Below are 13,943 nucleotides of genomic sequence, written 5' to 3'. Positions count from 1 at the left end.
ATACGTTCTCTCGTCGAAGTAAAACTCCTTGTGCCGGAGTATCGGGATCGGTTCCAGGGCGGGTCCGTCGACCGACTCGCTTCGGTGCGCGGTTGCTGGCCCCGAAATCGGTCCGCGAAACGCTACCGCTCCGGAGCGGCTTTCCCGGTCCGTCCCTCGCCGAGGTCCTCGAGGACGTCGTCGGCGTGGCCGTCGAGCGAGACGTCGTCGTAGGCCGCCTCGATCGTGCCGTCGGGGCCGACGACGTACGTGGTCCGGAAGACGCCGTCGAAGGTGTTGCCGAACATGCGCTTCTCGCCGTAGGCGTCGTACAGCGTCGCGACCTCACCCTCGGGATCCGAGAGCAGATCGAACCCCAGCTCGTGGTCGGCGGCGAACGATTCGAGATCCGCAACCGGGTCGTCGCTGATTCCGACGATTCCGACGCCGCGGTCCTCGAAATCCTCGCGAGCGTCCTCGAACTCGCGGGCCTCGGTCGTACAGCCGTCGGTGCCGGCCCGCGGGTAGAAGTAGACGACGAGGTGACCGTCGAACGCCGAGCGGCGAACCCTCTCGCCGTGTTGATTTTGCAGTACGAACTCGGGTGCGTCGTCGCCGATTTCGAGCATACCGTCCCTTCGAGGGAGTCGTCGTATGCCTTCCGGTTGCGCGAGCCGGCCCGGAGTCAGTCGAGCCGTTCCGCGGCGTCGCGCTCGAGCAGGGGCGAGGCGTTCTGCTCCGGCAGGGTGATGACGTCGTCGGCCGAGAGGGTGTACTCGCGGTCGTCGACGCCGAGGATCGAGCCGACGTCGCGGGTCATCCGGACCGTGATCCGATCGAGGTCGTCCCCGGACGCTGCAGTAGCCTCGGCGTCGTCCGGCTCGTCGACCGCGGAATCGACGTCCTCGCCCGGTGCCGACTCGGTCTCGTTTTCTGGACCGTCCGTCTGCGAGGACGTCGCCGCGTCGGGGTCCAGTGTGTCCTCGTCGGGGTCGGTGGGTGGATCGCCGCCCATGACGTCGGCCGCCGTGACCTCACTGGCGTCCGACGCTCGGGGATCGTCGTCGGGCTCGAGCGTCGTCGGATCGACGTCGGCCTCGTCGCTTCGGTCCGCGGTCTCGGCGGTCGGATCCGGCTCCATCGGCGGCGCGTCGGGCGTTCCGGTTTTCGCGATCGAGTCCGGGTCCGAGTCCTCGTTCGGCGCGTCGGGCGCCGGGTCAGATTCTGTCGTCGTCCCGGCGTCGGCTCCGAGCGCGTCGTCGGTCTCGGACACACCTTCGCTTTCGGCCTCGACGCCCTCGAGGACGTCGAGGACGCGGGTCTTGTTCGCGTCGATGCGGTCGACGAGGTCGTCGAAGAGGTCGGCCTCCTCGGCGGTGAGGCCGTCGTCGTTGGCGGCCATCCCCGCGGCCGCGAGGCTGGCCTGCTTGACGAGCTTGCCCATTCGGCGCTCGTAGATCGCCTCGACGACGTCCTTGGCGGTTTCGATCTCGTCAGTGAGCCGGCTCACCTCGGGCGAGGAGAAGGGGTCGTCGGCCTGCTCGGCCGCGCGGTCGCGTTCGTCCTCGAGTTCGGCGATGTACTCGCCGACCTCCTGGTAGAACGAGGGGCGCAGGTTCTGGAGACTGTCCTTCTGGCGCTCCTTGCTCTGGACGGATCGTAGCTCGTCTAAGTTCATTCTTTCTCCTTCTCGGCTCGGCCCCGGGCCATGAGGAACACGGCGACGTACTCCGGCAGCGACTGATCGCCCTCCGTGACTGTAAAGCTATCTCCACCCAGCTCGACTTCGCCGCCGTCGGTGACGTCGACCCGGATCTCGTGGCCCGTAAACGTCTCCGGGACGGCGTCGGTAAGCGGCTCGAAGGCGTCGATCTCGTCGCGATCGAGGCGAACGGTCTCGAGCCCGCTGCCCCCGTGGAGGCTGCCCGGAAGGCGAATGAGTCGGTTCGTGTCGGTCGTCACGGGCTCGTCGATCGGGGCGTTGTCGGCCTCGACCGCCCGGTGGGCGAACCGCTCGGCCAGCTGGGAAACGGCGGTGTGGACGGTGACGTTGCCGGCCTCGAGCTGGTCGCGGTTGTTCCGGGCGGCGTTTAACGTCGCCGTCGCCTTCCCCTCGCCGATCCCGTCGAACGCCTGCAGTCGCTCGAGGGCCGCGTCCTCTTCGAGGGCGAGCAGCTCGTCGAGAAACGACATGAACCGGTCGTGAGTCCGGGCGCCCCAGCCGCCCTCTGTCCGTAAGGTGTGGCGCTCGGTCGGCGTCTTCCGGCCGAGTCCGGCGACGGTCTCGGTTTCGATCAGCTCCTCGAACTCCATGCCGATCCCGCGGACGTAGTCGACGATCTCGCGCCGATGTTCCCGGTCGAGGTGGCGGACCGACTCGTCGCGGACGTGGACGTGATACCCCCGCCCGCCCGAGAAAACGATCTCCAGCTCCTCGAACGCGAAGTCGTTCTCGAGGAAATCGAGCAGACGGAGCAGGGCGTCCTTGCACGTCGCGAGCATCTCGGCGTAGGAGTCCTCGCCGAGAGTCACGTTCGGGAGGTGGTCGGCGTCGAGGTCGAAGACGAGATCCGCGGACTGCCACTCCTTCTCGTGCATCGAACTCGCACCGGGGTCGCGAAACCGCCCCGCAGAAAAGTAGACGTGGCGGGGCCGTTTGCGGACGAGAAACTCCTCGAGGTCGCCGAGTTCGAGCAGCGAACGGTGACGAACCATCGTCGTGTCGGGCCCTTCGGTCCAGGGGATGAATCCCCACTCGCGTTCGTTTGCCGCGGGCGGGAGCGTCAGCTCCGTGCGGCGGTAGTGATCGCGGAATCGACCCCGAAGATAGGCCCTCGTTCGCTCCTCCATGCGCCTCGTGTACTCGTCGTCGGGGTAGTATAATCCTGCCGAAAGCCCGGGCCCGTGGGGGACCGTGCCGAGCGGTCGCTCCAGACGGCGTGGCGGGTGGGAAGCGACGAGCGCTACCGGCGAACGAACTCCGAGATCCGATCCGCGATTCCGGAGTCATCGCCGAGTTTGAGGTAGTAGGCGTCGCCGCCGTCCTCGTAGTAGCCGTTTATCCGGCGCTTGGTCTCAAAGCCGAGATGCTCGTAGAACTCGAGGGCGTTCTCGTTGCTCGTCCGGGCGTGGCAGGTGACCGAGTCGTGGTCTTCGGCGACCCGCGCGACGAGGCGCTTGCCGATCCCCTGGCCGCGAAACTCCGTCGAAACCGCCAGAAAGAGAATGTAGCCGTCCCGGCGAACGGCCGCGAAGCCGACGAGCTCGTCGTCCTGCAGATAACAGTGAACCGTCGAGCGCCGATAGGCGTCGGTAAAGAACTCGTATCGCTGTTTGAGGACGCCTTCCTGGCTGTTGATGCGTTCCTTGAGCTGCCAGGCGTCCTCGACGAACTCGTCGCTGCCGGGAGCGACGACGCGACTGTCGATGTTGACGCTCACTACCACGGTATAGCAGACTCGCCAATATAATTCCACCGGCAGCGCGGCCATCCGTCGGACACGATCCGGTCGTGCGCTGGGGCGACGTCCTCGCCACCGCGACGATAGCCGGCGTGACGCGAAGCGACGGACATACCTCGTCGGCTCGTGAACGTCGAGTATGAGTTTCGAGCTTCGCGACCACACCGCCGACGTCGGCGTGGCGGCGACCGGAGACGACCTCGAGGACGTCTTCGCTGCGGTCGCCGACGGCCTCGCGGCGGCCTCCTGTGACGCGATTCCGGCGGAGAACGGCGAGCGCTTTTCGGTCGCCGTCGCGGCCGAGAGCCGGGAGGCGCTGCTGTTCGACTACCTGGACGAGCTGATCTACCTGCGGGACGTCCGGGCAGAGCTCCCCGTCGATCACCGTGTCGAACGGATCGACCGAGCCGACGACGAGTGGCGCCTCGAGGGCAGCGCCCGCGGGATCCCGCTCGACGCGATCGACGCCCGCGAGATCAAGGCCGTCACCTACTCGGAGATGCGCCTCGAGGACGTCGGCGACGGCTGGGAGTCGTACGTCGTCTTCGACGTCTGAGGGAGGCGGCGCAACCGGCCGAGTTCCACACCCGAGGCGAACGTTCTTTCATCGTCGCGGTCGGAGTGTCGCGTATGACTACGTTCGATGCCGACGGCATCACGCTCGAGAAGGTGCGCGACTACGTCTGGGAGATCCCCCAGGAGGGCGAGATGAACGTTCCCGCGCGGGTGCTGGCCAGCGAGGCCCTGCTCGAGGAGATCAGCGAGGACAAGACCCTCCAGCAGCTCACGAACACGACCCACCTGCCGGGGATTACGACCAACGCGATCTGTATGCCCGACGGCCACCAGGGCTACGGTTTCCCCGTCGGCGGAGTTGGCGCGATCGACGCCGAGAACGGCTGTATCTCGCCCGGGGCGGTTGGTTACGACATCAATTGCGGTGTGAGAATGATGCGGACGAACCTCACGTACGACGAGCTCCAGGGACGCGAGGAGGAACTCGTCGACTCCCTCTTTGCCAACATCCCTTCGGGACTCGGCGGTGGAGGGATCGTCGAGGCCGACATCGACACCGTCGAGGAGATCCTCGCTCGCGGTGTCGACTGGGCCCTCGAGCACGGCCACGCCGTCGAGGACGACCTCCTGCACTGCGAGGACGAGGGGATGCGCGAAGGCGCGGATCCCGACAAGGTGAGCCAGAAGGCAAAGGACCGCGGGAAAAACCAGATCGGCTCGCTGGGCTCGGGGAACCACTTCCTCGAGGTCCAGCGGGTCACGGACGTCTTCGACGACGAGGTCGGCGCGGCGTTCGGCCTCGAGGAGGACCGGATCGTCGTCCTCATTCACTGCGGCTCCCGGGGCCTGGGCCACCAGACCTGTAACGACTACCTGCGCAAGATCGAGCAACAGCACAAGGGACTGCTCGATCGGCTGCCAGACAAGGAGCTGGCTGCGGCACCTGCAGGATCGCAGCTCGCCGAGGACTACTACGCGGCGATGAACGCGGCGATCAACTTCGCGTGGGTCAACCGCCAGCTGATCATGCACCGCACTCGCCAGGTCTTCGAGCGCGTGTTCGACCGCACCTGGGAGGAGATGGAGATGGAGCTGCTGTACGACGTCGCCCACAACATCGCAAAGAAAGAGACGCACACGGTCGGGGACGAAGAACGCGAGCTCTACGTCCACCGCAAGGGCGCGACCAGAGCCTTCCCCGCGGGCCACCCGGAGGTGCCGAAGGCCTATCGCGACGTTGGCCAGCCGGTCATCATCCCCGGCAGCATGGGTGCGGGGAACTTCGTCCTGCGGGGTGGCGAGAACTCGATGGATCTGACCTTCGGCTCGACCGCCCACGGCGCCGGCCGGCTGATGAGCCGCACCCAGGCGAAAAACGAGTACTGGGGCGGGGACGTCCAGCAGGAACTCGAAGACCAGCAACAGATCTACGTCAAGGCCCAGTCGGGCGCGACCGTCGCCGAGGAGGCGCCGGGCGTCTACAAGGACGTCGACGAGGTCGTTCGCGTCTCCGACGAACTCGGTATCGGCGACAAGGTTGCGCGGACGTTCCCCGTCTGTAACATCAAGGGTTGAGTGAGTGGTTCAGTCGACGATCGGCTTGCGAGGACGGATCGGGGAACCCAGCCGATCCAGCAGGGTCCGAGCCAGAACGAGGACGCCGAGGACGCTCCCGGCGACCAGCGCGGCAAGCGGCGCGAGAACGACGCCGCCCGCGTCCGCGAGGAAGGCGACGTACAATCCGCCGACGGCCCACCACAGCGTGAGGACGGCGACGGCGCCGAGGGCGACCGACGCGAGGACGCCGACGGGGGAGCCGTCACCCGCCCGAGTCCGGTCGTCGGAGCCGAGACGCGTCGCGACGAGCCGAGCGCCGCGAGCCAGCGCGCCCGCGAGCACCGAGAGCGCGAGCAGTCCGGGCGCGAGCACCGCGACGAGGACCACGAGACTCGAGACTGCCTCAGCCGTTCCGACGACGGCGGGTTCGACGATCCAGACGGCCGTCCACGCGAGAACGACGACGGCCAGTACCGGCTCGAGGCGCCGGCGAGCGACCGACAGCTCGGACCGATGGTCGGACATATACGCACACACTAGTTATCGGAGCGACAATAGGTGTTCCGCAGCGGGTGATGGGACGATTCGGGAGACGATCGTCGAAGGGCGTCGTCGGGACCGTCACCGACTACGAGCGCGACGGGGCTGGCCCGCGCCGGTCACTTCAGTCGGAACGGGTTCTCGTCGTCCTCGTCGTCGCGGTCCGCGCCGTTGCCGTCGTCCTCGCTCTCGTAGGGTTTCCGGGCGGTGATCGTTACCGTCGCCTCCGGATCGTCCTCGTCGGCCCACGGGCTGTCGTAGGCCGAGAGCTCGAGGTCGGTAACCTCCCATCCTTCCGCCTCGACGAGTTCGGCGAGTTGCTGCTGATCCGCGAGCATCTCTCGATCCATGCCGACTCCTTGCGTGCCGACCGTGGTAGGCGTTCCGCCGGCACGCTCACGTCGCGTCGTCCGCGCCGACGGCCTCCTCGACGAGGGTCAGGTGGGCCCGCCGCAGCCGCTCGGAGAGCGCCTGGTGTGAGATCCCCAGTTCGTCCGACAGCGTCTCCATGTCGATTCCGCGGGGGATGTCGTAGTAGCCGTACTCGAGGGCCGCGACGAGGGTCTCGTGTTGGGCGTCGGTCAGCCCGAACCGCTCGTAGCGGGTCTCCTCGAGGCGGTTGATCTTCCGGAGGTCGATCGGAACGCCCCGGTCGGTGGCGTACTCGTAGCTCCGGGCCAGCGCCTCCCGCCGCGGGAAGACCACGCGAAACTGCCATCGATCGTCCTCGAGTTCGGTCTCAAACACCGTCGCCTCCTCCCGAGTCAGCAACTCGACGAGGTCGACGACCGTCTCGCCCCACCGCACCCGGTACCACCGTTCCCCATCGAGATCGAGGATCGGAGTCGCCGCCTCGACGGTCGGATCCGCAACGAGGGCGTCGTCGGCGTCCTCGAGGGTATCCTCGTCGCCGAAAAAGCGCACGCAGGGCATCACCGCCTCGGGATCGGCCGCGATGACGGGTTCGATCTCGACTCCGAGCGCCGGCGCGCGATCGAGCGTGTGTCCGAGCGCGAACGACTCGGCGGGGATGGCGAACTCGGCGATCGTACTCATACGGATGGTCACAACGGCCGGCCGCAAGAGTATACGCGTCGCGACGTCCGAAAACGAAACCGAAATCGGTTACGAGAGGTAATCTTCTCCGGCGAATTTAAGCGGTTTCGACCGGAACTGGAAGGTATGCTAACCGACGACTTCGGGCGCGAGGTCACGGGGGTTCGGATCTCGCTCACCGATCGGTGTAACTTCGACTGTGTCTACTGTCACAACGAGGGGCTGGGAGACACGCGGGGGCCGATGGATCCCCAGGACGACGAGATGAGCGCCGACGACGTCGTCCGCTTCCTCGAGGTCGTCGAGGAGTTCGGCGTCGATTCGGTGAAGTTCACGGGCGGAGAGCCGATGCTCCGCCAGGACCTCGAGGAGATCATCGAGCGGACGCCCGACTCGATGGAGGTCTCGCTGACGACCAACGGGACCTTCCTCCCCGGTCGAGCCGAGGACCTCGTCGACGCGGGTCTGGAGCGAGTCAACGTCTCTCAGGACGCGCTCGATCCCGAGGACTTCGCGGCGGTCACGCAGAGCGGCGCCTACGAGAAGGTCCTCGAGGGCGTGCAGGCGGCGGTCGACGCTGGGCTGGACCCGGTCAAACTCAACATGGTCGTTTTCGAACACACTGCGGGATACGTTCCGGAGATGGTCGATCACGTCGCCGAGAACGACGGGCTCCAGCTCCAGCTGATCGAGTACATGCCCGAGCTGACGGGACGACCGGAGTGGAACATCGACATCCAACGGGTCCACGACTGGCTCGCCGAGCGAGCCGTCGAGATCGAACACCGGGAGATGCACGACCGCAAGCGCTACTGGGTAGGCGGGAGCGAGGACGACGAGTCGCGGTCCGCGTTGGACGAGTCCGACCTGGGCATGGTCGAGATCGTCGACCCCGTCGAGAACCCGACCTTCTGTGCGAACTGTCACCGCGTGCGGGTCACCCACGAAGGGTACCTGAAGGGCTGTCTCAACCGCAGCGACGACCTGCGACCGATGGGCGAGATGACCAAACCCGAGATCCGTGAGGCCTACCGCGAGGTCGTCGCGAACCGAGTCCCCTACTACGGCGAGTACATGGTCAAAAACGACGACGACGAGTGGGAGATAAACGACGACTACATCGAGGACTACGCCGAGGTTTAATTCAGTCCGTCGACCGTCGTCGAAGACGTCTCCCCGTAGACGTGGTGTTCGGTCGCGGCGACCCGCCGCAACCTCTCACTGACGGTCGCCTCGACGCGGTAGCCTTCCGCCACGAGGTCGTCCGTACACGCCGACGTCCAGCCCGAGTCGTCAGCCGCGACGACGAGGACGTCGAGTCGAGCCTGGGAGTCCTCGTAGTCGGCGTGTGCGAGCTCGACCCCGCCACAGCTGCTCGAGCCGTACCGGATCGTGCCGCGAACGGTGACCTCCTCGCCGTCGACGGTCACGTCGGGCGGGTCCTGGGGTCGAAGCTCCGGATCGGTCGTCTCCAGCGAGGCGTCGAAGCCAACGCCCGGCAGCCGTTCGAGACAGCCCGCGGTGGCGGCGACCCCCCCGATCGCCGCCGTCGCGAGGAACGCGCGTCGCTCCATACCGATCGTTTCTGTTAGCACACAAAATTATTTTGGCCGACATGTTCCGCCGCCGTCCGGCTCAGGGACGGGTTCGCCGCCGACGGGTCGATCCCGTTCGTCCGCCGCCGAATCCGACGACGATCAGTACCGCCGCGACGAGCAGGAGGGTGACGGCGGCGACCGGCTGGCCGCTTCCCCCGAAGACGTACACCGCGTAGCCGACCGTTCCCGACGCCAGCCCGACAAGCAGGCTCGAGGACACACGGACCGCCTCGAGCCGGCGCGTCTCGGCCCCCCGTCCGAGCTGGTCGCCGAGCGCGATCGCTCCGTGGGCGAGGTCCCAGGCGACGACGGTCGCGACCGCGGCGACGATCGTCGGCTCGACCGCCGTCGCCTCGAGCCCGCCCGCGACGACCCCGAAGAGGACGACGAGCGCGCCGACGTCGACGGCCCGGTGACGGCCGAGCGCTAACCCGACCACGAAGACGAGCCCGCCGACCGCGGCGAACCCGAGTGCGCTGGCCGCCTGGCTCCCGGCCGCGAGGACGGCGACCAGGACGGCGACGGCGGCGGCGACGCTCGAGGCGATCGTCGGCCGTCGTGTGATCTCGCTCACCGTCGATCACCCGCGGCTCGCCGGGCGAAGACCGCGTCGATCGCCTCCGCGGCCGGCCAGTCGACGACCGGGATCCCCGCTCGCTGGAGGTCGAACCGCCTGACCGCTCGACCGACCCGCGCCAGGCGCTGGCCGGCAGTCTCGTCGGCGGTCGGATCCGGACTGACGACGGTGACGGGGTAGCCCCGGGCGTCGAGCCGTCGCGCGATCTCGGCCGAGACGTAGTCACAGAGCGGCGTGAGCATCACGATCTGGGTGCCCGTCGAGAGCCGTCGTCTGAGTCCTCTGAGCTGCCAGAGCCACCGTCCCTCACCCGTGGGTGGGTTCGCCGAGAACTGCGGGTGGGTCGCCAGCAGCTCCGCGAACCGGACCTCGTGGTGGCGACCCGAGGCCGGGGGGAGCCAGCACGGCTCCGCGTCCTCGGCTCCCGGGATCGCGCCGATCCCTGCCAGCCCGACCGTGTCGCCGTCGGCGAGCAGCGTAGCGGCGATCCGTCCGGCCCCGACGACCGACCGGTCGACGGCGTGGACGGCGTCGGGGTCGGGCGCCAGGTAGGCGTCCCGCCGGGCGTCGACCAACACGACGACCCGGGCCGCCCGCTCCTCGTGGAACTGCAGCGTCGTCAGCTCGCCGGTCTTGGCCCGTCGGTTCCAGTCGACCCGCGAGAGGGCGTCGCCCTTGCGGTACTCCCGGACCGAGTGAAACGTCGTCCCCGCCCCGCCGTCGCTGGTCTGCAGCCGACCCGAGAAGCTGGTGCCCGCGGTCCGCAGCGGAACCGGCGCCGCGATCGGACGCAGCTCGGGCTCGCAGACGACCGTCGTCGGCGCACCGATCAGGTACTCCCGCTCGGTCGACCGCGAGAGGTCGCCGACGATCGCGAGGACGGGATCGAACTCGTGGCTCCCCCGCCCGACCGAGACCGTGTACTCGAGGACGACGTCCTCGCCGGGACGCAGGGCGGTCCCGAGCCGGCTCGCCCCCTCGGTGACCGCCATCCCCGCGGGGACGCCGTCGACGATCCGCAGATCGGGGACGAACCCGTCGGACTCGTTTGCGATCGTCACCGAAACCTCGATCTCGTCGCCGGGTGCGGGATCGGGGTCGCTCAGCTCGCGCTCGATCGAGAGCTCGGGCTCTGGCGGATCGAACGCCCGGGAGAAGCCGGCGTAGCCGACCCCGACGACGCCCGCGAGGACGACCGCGGGCGATTCGGCGACGACCCCGACGCCGACGGCGACCAGCGCGAGGACGCCGACCCCGCGCCAGTAGCCGGTCGCGCGCTCGCATCGTCGCTCGGTACCCTCGACCGCGCTCGTGGCGGTCCGGTGCCGTCGGTCGCCGTCGACAGCGGACGCCCCCTCGCGGGGGTCGTACCGCGGCAGCGAGCCGTCGCCGCCGTCGCCACCATCGGCGATGTCCTCGATGGCCGCGACGGCGCGGCGAACGCCAGTTCGGAACCGCGAGGTGCCACGGACCGTATCGGCGACCCAGTCCCGAGCCGAGCGCGGCACCTCCAGCGACTCCGAGAGGAAGGCGGCCGCGACCTCGTCGTCGGTCCACTCCCCGGTCTCGAGCCGCCGTCGGGCGGTCTCCTCGTCGTTCCCGTCGAACCGCGAGAGGACCGCGATCGTCGCCGCCCGAAGCCCCTCGACGGTTCGCCGTCCAGTCACCGAGTAGCGGGTCTCAGACGTCCGAAAGGCGTCGATCGCACCGTGTAGCGTCGCGCCGGGCGTCGGTACGACCGTCGAGCGCTCGGGATCGGGGGTGTCGACGCTCCGCGGCGGCTCGCGGGCGAACAGCGCCCGGAGCCCGATCGCGATCGCGACGAGACCGACGACGACCAGCGCCGTCCGGGAGAACCCGACATCGAGGACGCCGATCAGAACCGCCACCGCGGCGACGAACGCCGCTAGTCCGAGCGCCAGCGCGAGACGCCGTCCGTTCATCGCCGCTCGCCTCCGTCGGTTCCGTCGTCGCGTTCGAGCGACGAGTCGCCGTCCGCGTACGCGGCCTCGATCTTTCGGAGCGTCGCCACCGCCTGGCGCTCCATCGCCGGCGTCGTCTCGGTATCGCCGTACCTGACGTCCTCGAACAGCCGCGTGAGCTCGTCGACGTGGTCACGCTCGAGGCCGGCCGCGACCGCGGCGTCGGCGAACTCCCGGGGCGTGCTCGAGGCGGGTCGATCAACGTCGAGGCGGTCCGTCATCTCCCGCCAGGCGCGGTACACCTCGTTGTCGACGGCCGTCCCCTCGTCGATCCGATCCGCGGCGCGGCCCGCAGCCGAGCCGACCGCGGCGGCGTCGGTCGATCTCGGTCCGTCCCCGATCGCGTCAGCTTCGGGGGCCGACGGGGCCGGATCGTCGCGGTTTCGGGTCAGTAACACGCCGCCGACGAAGACCGCAGCGAGGACGACGAGGACGCCCACCAGCGGCCCAGTTGGCACCGATCGATCGCCCTCACCCTCGCCCGGCTCCCCACCCTCCTCGCCGAGGCCGGGTTCGTCGGGGACGTCCTCGGTCGGCTCTTCGCCCCCGATCGGGACCGTTCCGAGCGCGGCCAGCGCGTAGGCCAGGCCGATCGCGAGGAGAGCGGCCACGAGCGCGATCGCGATCAGTCGGACCGCGTCTCGACGGTTCGCGAGGAGATACCAGACCAGCGCGACTGCGGCCACGAGGACGACCGCGTACAGCAGGTACTCGAGAAACGGCGGCAGATCGGCGCCCGATTCGGGGGGTGTCTCGGGAGGCTGTCCGACTCCGGTCCCCTCGCCCTCCCCGGTTCCAGCGCCGCCAGAGCCGCCGGTCTCGAGCGGTGAGCGAACGGTCGCCGCGGCGAGCCCGATCGCGACGATCGCCGCGACGGCCGCGACGAGTCGAACGAGGAGTTCGTTTCGTGACACTCGTTTCGTGGCGGTAGGAAGGCGACGATAATAAGTACGAGTCCTTCTCGATTGGTAACCGTTCACGGCCTGAGCGTCGACATTCGTTGCGCTTAAGTACCCATCGGCGATAGATGAGAGTGCAATACGTGCAGGGGACGCAGTCCCCGAGTCCGTACGGGCGACGATAGACAGACCGTGTCGTGGTAGCCAAGCGGCCCAAGGCGCATGGTTGCTAACCATGTGGCGTCAAGCCTCCGGGGTTCAAATCCCCGCCACGACGTCGGCTTACCCGATCGACGCCCAGTCGATCGGCTTTGCAACGCGCGCAGACCAGACACACATTCACCACACATGAGCGAGGAAGAACCTCAAGAGCAAGAGGACGAAGACCTTCAGTACTTCGTCCGCATCGGTCAAACCGACCTCGACGGGACGAAATCCGTCGAGCGCTCGCTCTCGGAGATGAACGGGATCGGTCGTCGAACCGCCCGACTCATCGCCGAGAAAGCGGGCGTCGACCGAACGGCGACGTTCGGCCGACTCGACGAAGACGTCATCGACGAGGTCGTCGAACTCGTAGAGAACTACGCCGCGGAAGTACCGGACTGGCTCAACAACCGCCAGCACGACTTCTACACCGGCGAGACAACCCACGAGATCGGCAACGATCTCCAGCTGACCCGCCAGCACGACATCAACCGGATGAAGATGATCGACTCCTACAAGGGCGTGCGCCACAAGCGCGGCCAGAAGGTCCGCGGGCAGCGCACCAAGTCCACCGGTCGTACGGAGGGCACCATCGGCGTCAACGTCGAGGAGATCCGCGAGGAACAGGAAGAGGAAGCCGCCGAGGAGGGTGACGAATAATGCCGCTCGGAACCGACACCAAGCAGTACGAGACGCCGAACCACCCTTACCAGGGCGAGCGCATCGCCGACGAACACTCGCTGGTCGAACGCTACGGGCTCTCGAACAAAGAGGAGCTCTGGCGGGCCCAGTCCCAGCTTCGCTCCTACCGCCGCGAGGCCCGAGACCTGCTCGGCCAGGCCCAGGACGACGAGACCGTAATGCGCCGCTCCGAGGAGTTCCTCGGACGGCTCAAACGCGTCGGCGTCCTCGACGAGGCCGACGAGCTGGGTGACGTGCTCTCGCTCGAGGTCGAGGACGTCCTCGAGCGTCGCCTTCAGACGGTCGTCTACCGGAAGGGGCTGGCGAACACGACCCAGCAGGCCCGACAGTTCATCACGCACGGCCACATCGTGGTCGACGGCCAGCGACACCGGGTCCCCTCCTACGTCGTCGACGTCGACGAGGAGGATCTCGTCGACTTCGAGGAGAACAGTCCGCTCGCGGACGACCTGCACCCCGAACGCGCGGAGGAGCAATAACATGAGCCAGGACGACGAGAAGTGGGGCGTAGCCCACGTGCACGCATCGTTCAACAACACGATCATGACCGTCACCGACCTCACCGGGTCGGAGACGATCGCCAAGTCCTCGGGCGGGACCGCGGTCAAGCAGAACCGCGACGAGGCCTCGCCGTACGCGGCGATGCAGATGGCCGAGTCGATCGCCGAGGAGATCAAGGCTGCCGGCATCACGGGACTGCACGTTCGCGTGCGCGGTCCCGGCGGCAACCTCCAGAAATCCCCCGGTCCCGGCGCGCAGGCGACGATCCGCGCGCTGGCCCGCTCGGGCATCGAGATCGGGCGCATCGAGGACGTCACGCCGATCCCGCACGACGGATCGCGCGCACCGAAAGGAAAGGGCGGCTACTAGAC

The 13,943-nt window shown here is 68.0% G+C and carries 17 protein-coding genes and 1 tRNA gene; 7 read left to right on the top strand and 11 right to left on the bottom strand.

The genetic code is table 11. From position 1 onward, the window contains the following. Positions 1 to 122 precede the first annotated feature (122 nt). The 4 genes from NATOC_RS08745 to NATOC_RS08730 all read right to left on the bottom strand — a co-directional run bounded on the left by NATOC_RS08745 (position 123) and on the right by NATOC_RS08730 (position 3,419). A complete protein-coding gene (locus tag NATOC_RS08745) occupies positions 123 to 608 on the bottom strand; it encodes a peroxiredoxin (protein WP_015321070.1) in 486 nt (161 codons plus the stop codon). A gap of 56 nt (positions 609 to 664) precedes the next feature. Further along, positions 665 to 1,657 (bottom strand): DNA replication complex subunit Gins51, encoded by a 993-nt coding sequence (locus NATOC_RS08740; RefSeq protein ID WP_015321069.1) that lies wholly within the window; start codon positions 1,655 to 1,657, stop codon positions 665 to 667. Next, entirely contained in the window at positions 1,654 to 2,829 is a 1,176-nt protein-coding gene (gene priS, locus NATOC_RS08735; RefSeq protein ID WP_015321068.1) for a DNA primase small subunit PriS, read from the bottom strand. The genes NATOC_RS08740 and priS overlap by 4 nt, the downstream gene beginning before the upstream one ends. A gap of 113 nt (positions 2,830 to 2,942) precedes the next feature. Further along, entirely contained in the window at positions 2,943 to 3,419 is a 477-nt protein-coding gene (locus NATOC_RS08730; RefSeq protein ID WP_049888708.1) for a GNAT family N-acetyltransferase, read from the bottom strand. Positions 3,420 to 3,579: 160 nt separating this feature from the next. Here NATOC_RS08730 and NATOC_RS08725 point away from each other — a divergent pair, with 160 nt between their 5' ends. After that, a complete protein-coding gene (locus NATOC_RS08725; RefSeq protein ID WP_015321066.1) occupies positions 3,580 to 3,996 on the top strand; it encodes an archease in 417 nt (138 codons plus the stop codon). 74 nt (positions 3,997 to 4,070) lie between these two features. Further along, complete coding sequence (locus NATOC_RS08720) at positions 4,071 to 5,531, top strand: RtcB family protein (protein WP_015321065.1); 1,461 nt, start codon at positions 4,071 to 4,073, stop codon at positions 5,529 to 5,531. A 9-nt stretch (positions 5,532 to 5,540) separates the two neighbouring features. On the opposite strand, the gene NATOC_RS08715 is transcribed toward NATOC_RS08720, so the two are convergent. The 3 genes from NATOC_RS08715 to NATOC_RS08705 all read right to left on the bottom strand — a co-directional run bounded on the left by NATOC_RS08715 (position 5,541) and on the right by NATOC_RS08705 (position 7,109). After that, a complete protein-coding gene (locus NATOC_RS08715) occupies positions 5,541 to 6,038 on the bottom strand; it encodes a hypothetical protein (protein WP_015321064.1) in 498 nt (165 codons plus the stop codon). A gap of 134 nt (positions 6,039 to 6,172) precedes the next feature. Next, on the bottom strand, positions 6,173 to 6,403 hold the full coding sequence (locus tag NATOC_RS08710; protein WP_015321063.1) for a hypothetical protein: 231 nt from the start codon (positions 6,401 to 6,403) through the stop codon (positions 6,173 to 6,175). Positions 6,404 to 6,449: 46 nt separating this feature from the next. Beyond that, positions 6,450 to 7,109 (bottom strand): helix-turn-helix domain-containing protein, encoded by a 660-nt coding sequence (locus NATOC_RS08705; RefSeq protein ID WP_015321062.1) that lies wholly within the window; start codon positions 7,107 to 7,109, stop codon positions 6,450 to 6,452. Between the two features lie 126 nt (positions 7,110 to 7,235). Here NATOC_RS08705 and moaA point away from each other — a divergent pair, with 126 nt between their 5' ends. After that, positions 7,236 to 8,252, top strand: a complete 1,017-nt coding sequence (gene moaA / locus NATOC_RS08700) for a GTP 3',8-cyclase MoaA (protein WP_015321061.1) — start codon at positions 7,236 to 7,238, stop codon at positions 8,250 to 8,252. Here moaA and NATOC_RS08695 read toward each other — a convergent pair. The 4 genes from NATOC_RS08695 to NATOC_RS08680 form a co-directional block, all read right to left on the bottom strand. Beyond that, positions 8,249 to 8,683 carry a twin-arginine translocation signal domain-containing protein gene (locus tag NATOC_RS08695; protein ID WP_015321060.1) on the bottom strand — a complete coding sequence of 145 codons (435 nt, stop codon included), beginning with the start codon at positions 8,681 to 8,683 and terminating at the stop codon, positions 8,249 to 8,251. The two genes, moaA and NATOC_RS08695, sit on opposite strands and share 4 nt — an antisense overlap. Before the next feature lie 61 nt (positions 8,684 to 8,744). Next, positions 8,745 to 9,281 (bottom strand): DUF7519 family protein, encoded by a 537-nt coding sequence (locus NATOC_RS08690; RefSeq protein WP_015321059.1) that lies wholly within the window; start codon positions 9,279 to 9,281, stop codon positions 8,745 to 8,747. Continuing rightward, entirely contained in the window at positions 9,278 to 11,227 is a 1,950-nt protein-coding gene (locus NATOC_RS08685) for a DUF58 domain-containing protein (RefSeq protein ID WP_015321058.1), read from the bottom strand. The genes NATOC_RS08690 and NATOC_RS08685 overlap by 4 nt, the downstream gene beginning before the upstream one ends. Further along, entirely contained in the window at positions 11,224 to 12,180 is a 957-nt protein-coding gene (locus NATOC_RS08680; protein WP_015321057.1) for a DUF4129 domain-containing protein, read from the bottom strand. Before NATOC_RS08680 ends, NATOC_RS08685 begins: the two co-directional genes overlap by 4 nt. Positions 12,181 to 12,359: 179 nt before the next feature. Between NATOC_RS08680 and NATOC_RS08675 the strand changes: the two genes are divergently transcribed. From NATOC_RS08675 to NATOC_RS08660, 4 genes are all read left to right on the top strand, one after another. Then, positions 12,360 to 12,442: transfer RNA gene (locus tag NATOC_RS08675), tRNA-Ser, on the top strand. Between the two features lie 71 nt (positions 12,443 to 12,513). Beyond that, entirely contained in the window at positions 12,514 to 13,029 is a 516-nt protein-coding gene (locus NATOC_RS08670) for a 30S ribosomal protein S13 (protein ID WP_015321056.1), read from the top strand. Next, positions 13,029 to 13,550, top strand: a complete 522-nt coding sequence (locus tag NATOC_RS08665; protein ID WP_015321055.1) for a 30S ribosomal protein S4 — start codon at positions 13,029 to 13,031, stop codon at positions 13,548 to 13,550. Before NATOC_RS08670 ends, NATOC_RS08665 begins: the two co-directional genes overlap by 1 nt. A 1-nt stretch (position 13,551) precedes the next feature. Beyond that, complete coding sequence (locus NATOC_RS08660) at positions 13,552 to 13,941, top strand: 30S ribosomal protein S11 (protein ID WP_015321054.1); 390 nt, start codon at positions 13,552 to 13,554, stop codon at positions 13,939 to 13,941. Positions 13,942 to 13,943: the final 2 nt, after the last annotated feature.

Origin of the sequence: Natronococcus occultus SP4 (assembly GCF_000328685.1) — an archaeon.
In the GTDB taxonomy this organism is placed as follows: Archaea; Halobacteriota; Halobacteria; order Halobacteriales; family Natrialbaceae; genus Natronococcus; species Natronococcus occultus.
This window is presented reverse-complemented; position numbering and strand designations above follow the sequence as displayed.

Coding starts and splice junctions, on each gene's coding strand:
- NATOC_RS08660 (WP_015321054.1), top strand. CDS start 13,552: ATGAGCCAGGACGACGAGAAGTGGGGCGTAGCCCACGTGCACGCATCG.
- NATOC_RS08705 (WP_015321062.1), bottom strand. CDS start 7,109: ATGAGTACGATCGCCGAGTTCGCCATCCCCGCCGAGTCGTTCGCGCTC.
- NATOC_RS08665 (WP_015321055.1), top strand. CDS start 13,029: ATGCCGCTCGGAACCGACACCAAGCAGTACGAGACGCCGAACCACCCT.
- NATOC_RS08740 (WP_015321069.1), bottom strand. CDS start 1,657: ATGAACTTAGACGAGCTACGATCCGTCCAGAGCAAGGAGCGCCAGAAG.
- moaA (WP_015321061.1), top strand. CDS start 7,236: ATGCTAACCGACGACTTCGGGCGCGAGGTCACGGGGGTTCGGATCTCG.
- priS (WP_015321068.1), bottom strand. CDS start 2,829: ATGGAGGAGCGAACGAGGGCCTATCTTCGGGGTCGATTCCGCGATCAC.
- NATOC_RS08720 (WP_015321065.1), top strand. CDS start 4,071: ATGACTACGTTCGATGCCGACGGCATCACGCTCGAGAAGGTGCGCGAC.
- NATOC_RS08685 (WP_015321058.1), bottom strand. CDS start 11,227: ATGAACGGACGGCGTCTCGCGCTGGCGCTCGGACTAGCGGCGTTCGTC.
- NATOC_RS08670 (WP_015321056.1), top strand. CDS start 12,514: ATGAGCGAGGAAGAACCTCAAGAGCAAGAGGACGAAGACCTTCAGTAC.
- NATOC_RS08745 (WP_015321070.1), bottom strand. CDS start 608: ATGCTCGAAATCGGCGACGACGCACCCGAGTTCGTACTGCAAAATCAA.
- NATOC_RS08715 (WP_015321064.1), bottom strand. CDS start 6,038: ATGTCCGACCATCGGTCCGAGCTGTCGGTCGCTCGCCGGCGCCTCGAG.
- NATOC_RS08710 (WP_015321063.1), bottom strand. CDS start 6,403: ATGGATCGAGAGATGCTCGCGGATCAGCAGCAACTCGCCGAACTCGTC.
- NATOC_RS08725 (WP_015321066.1), top strand. CDS start 3,580: ATGAGTTTCGAGCTTCGCGACCACACCGCCGACGTCGGCGTGGCGGCG.
- NATOC_RS08695 (WP_015321060.1), bottom strand. CDS start 8,683: ATGGAGCGACGCGCGTTCCTCGCGACGGCGGCGATCGGGGGGGTCGCC.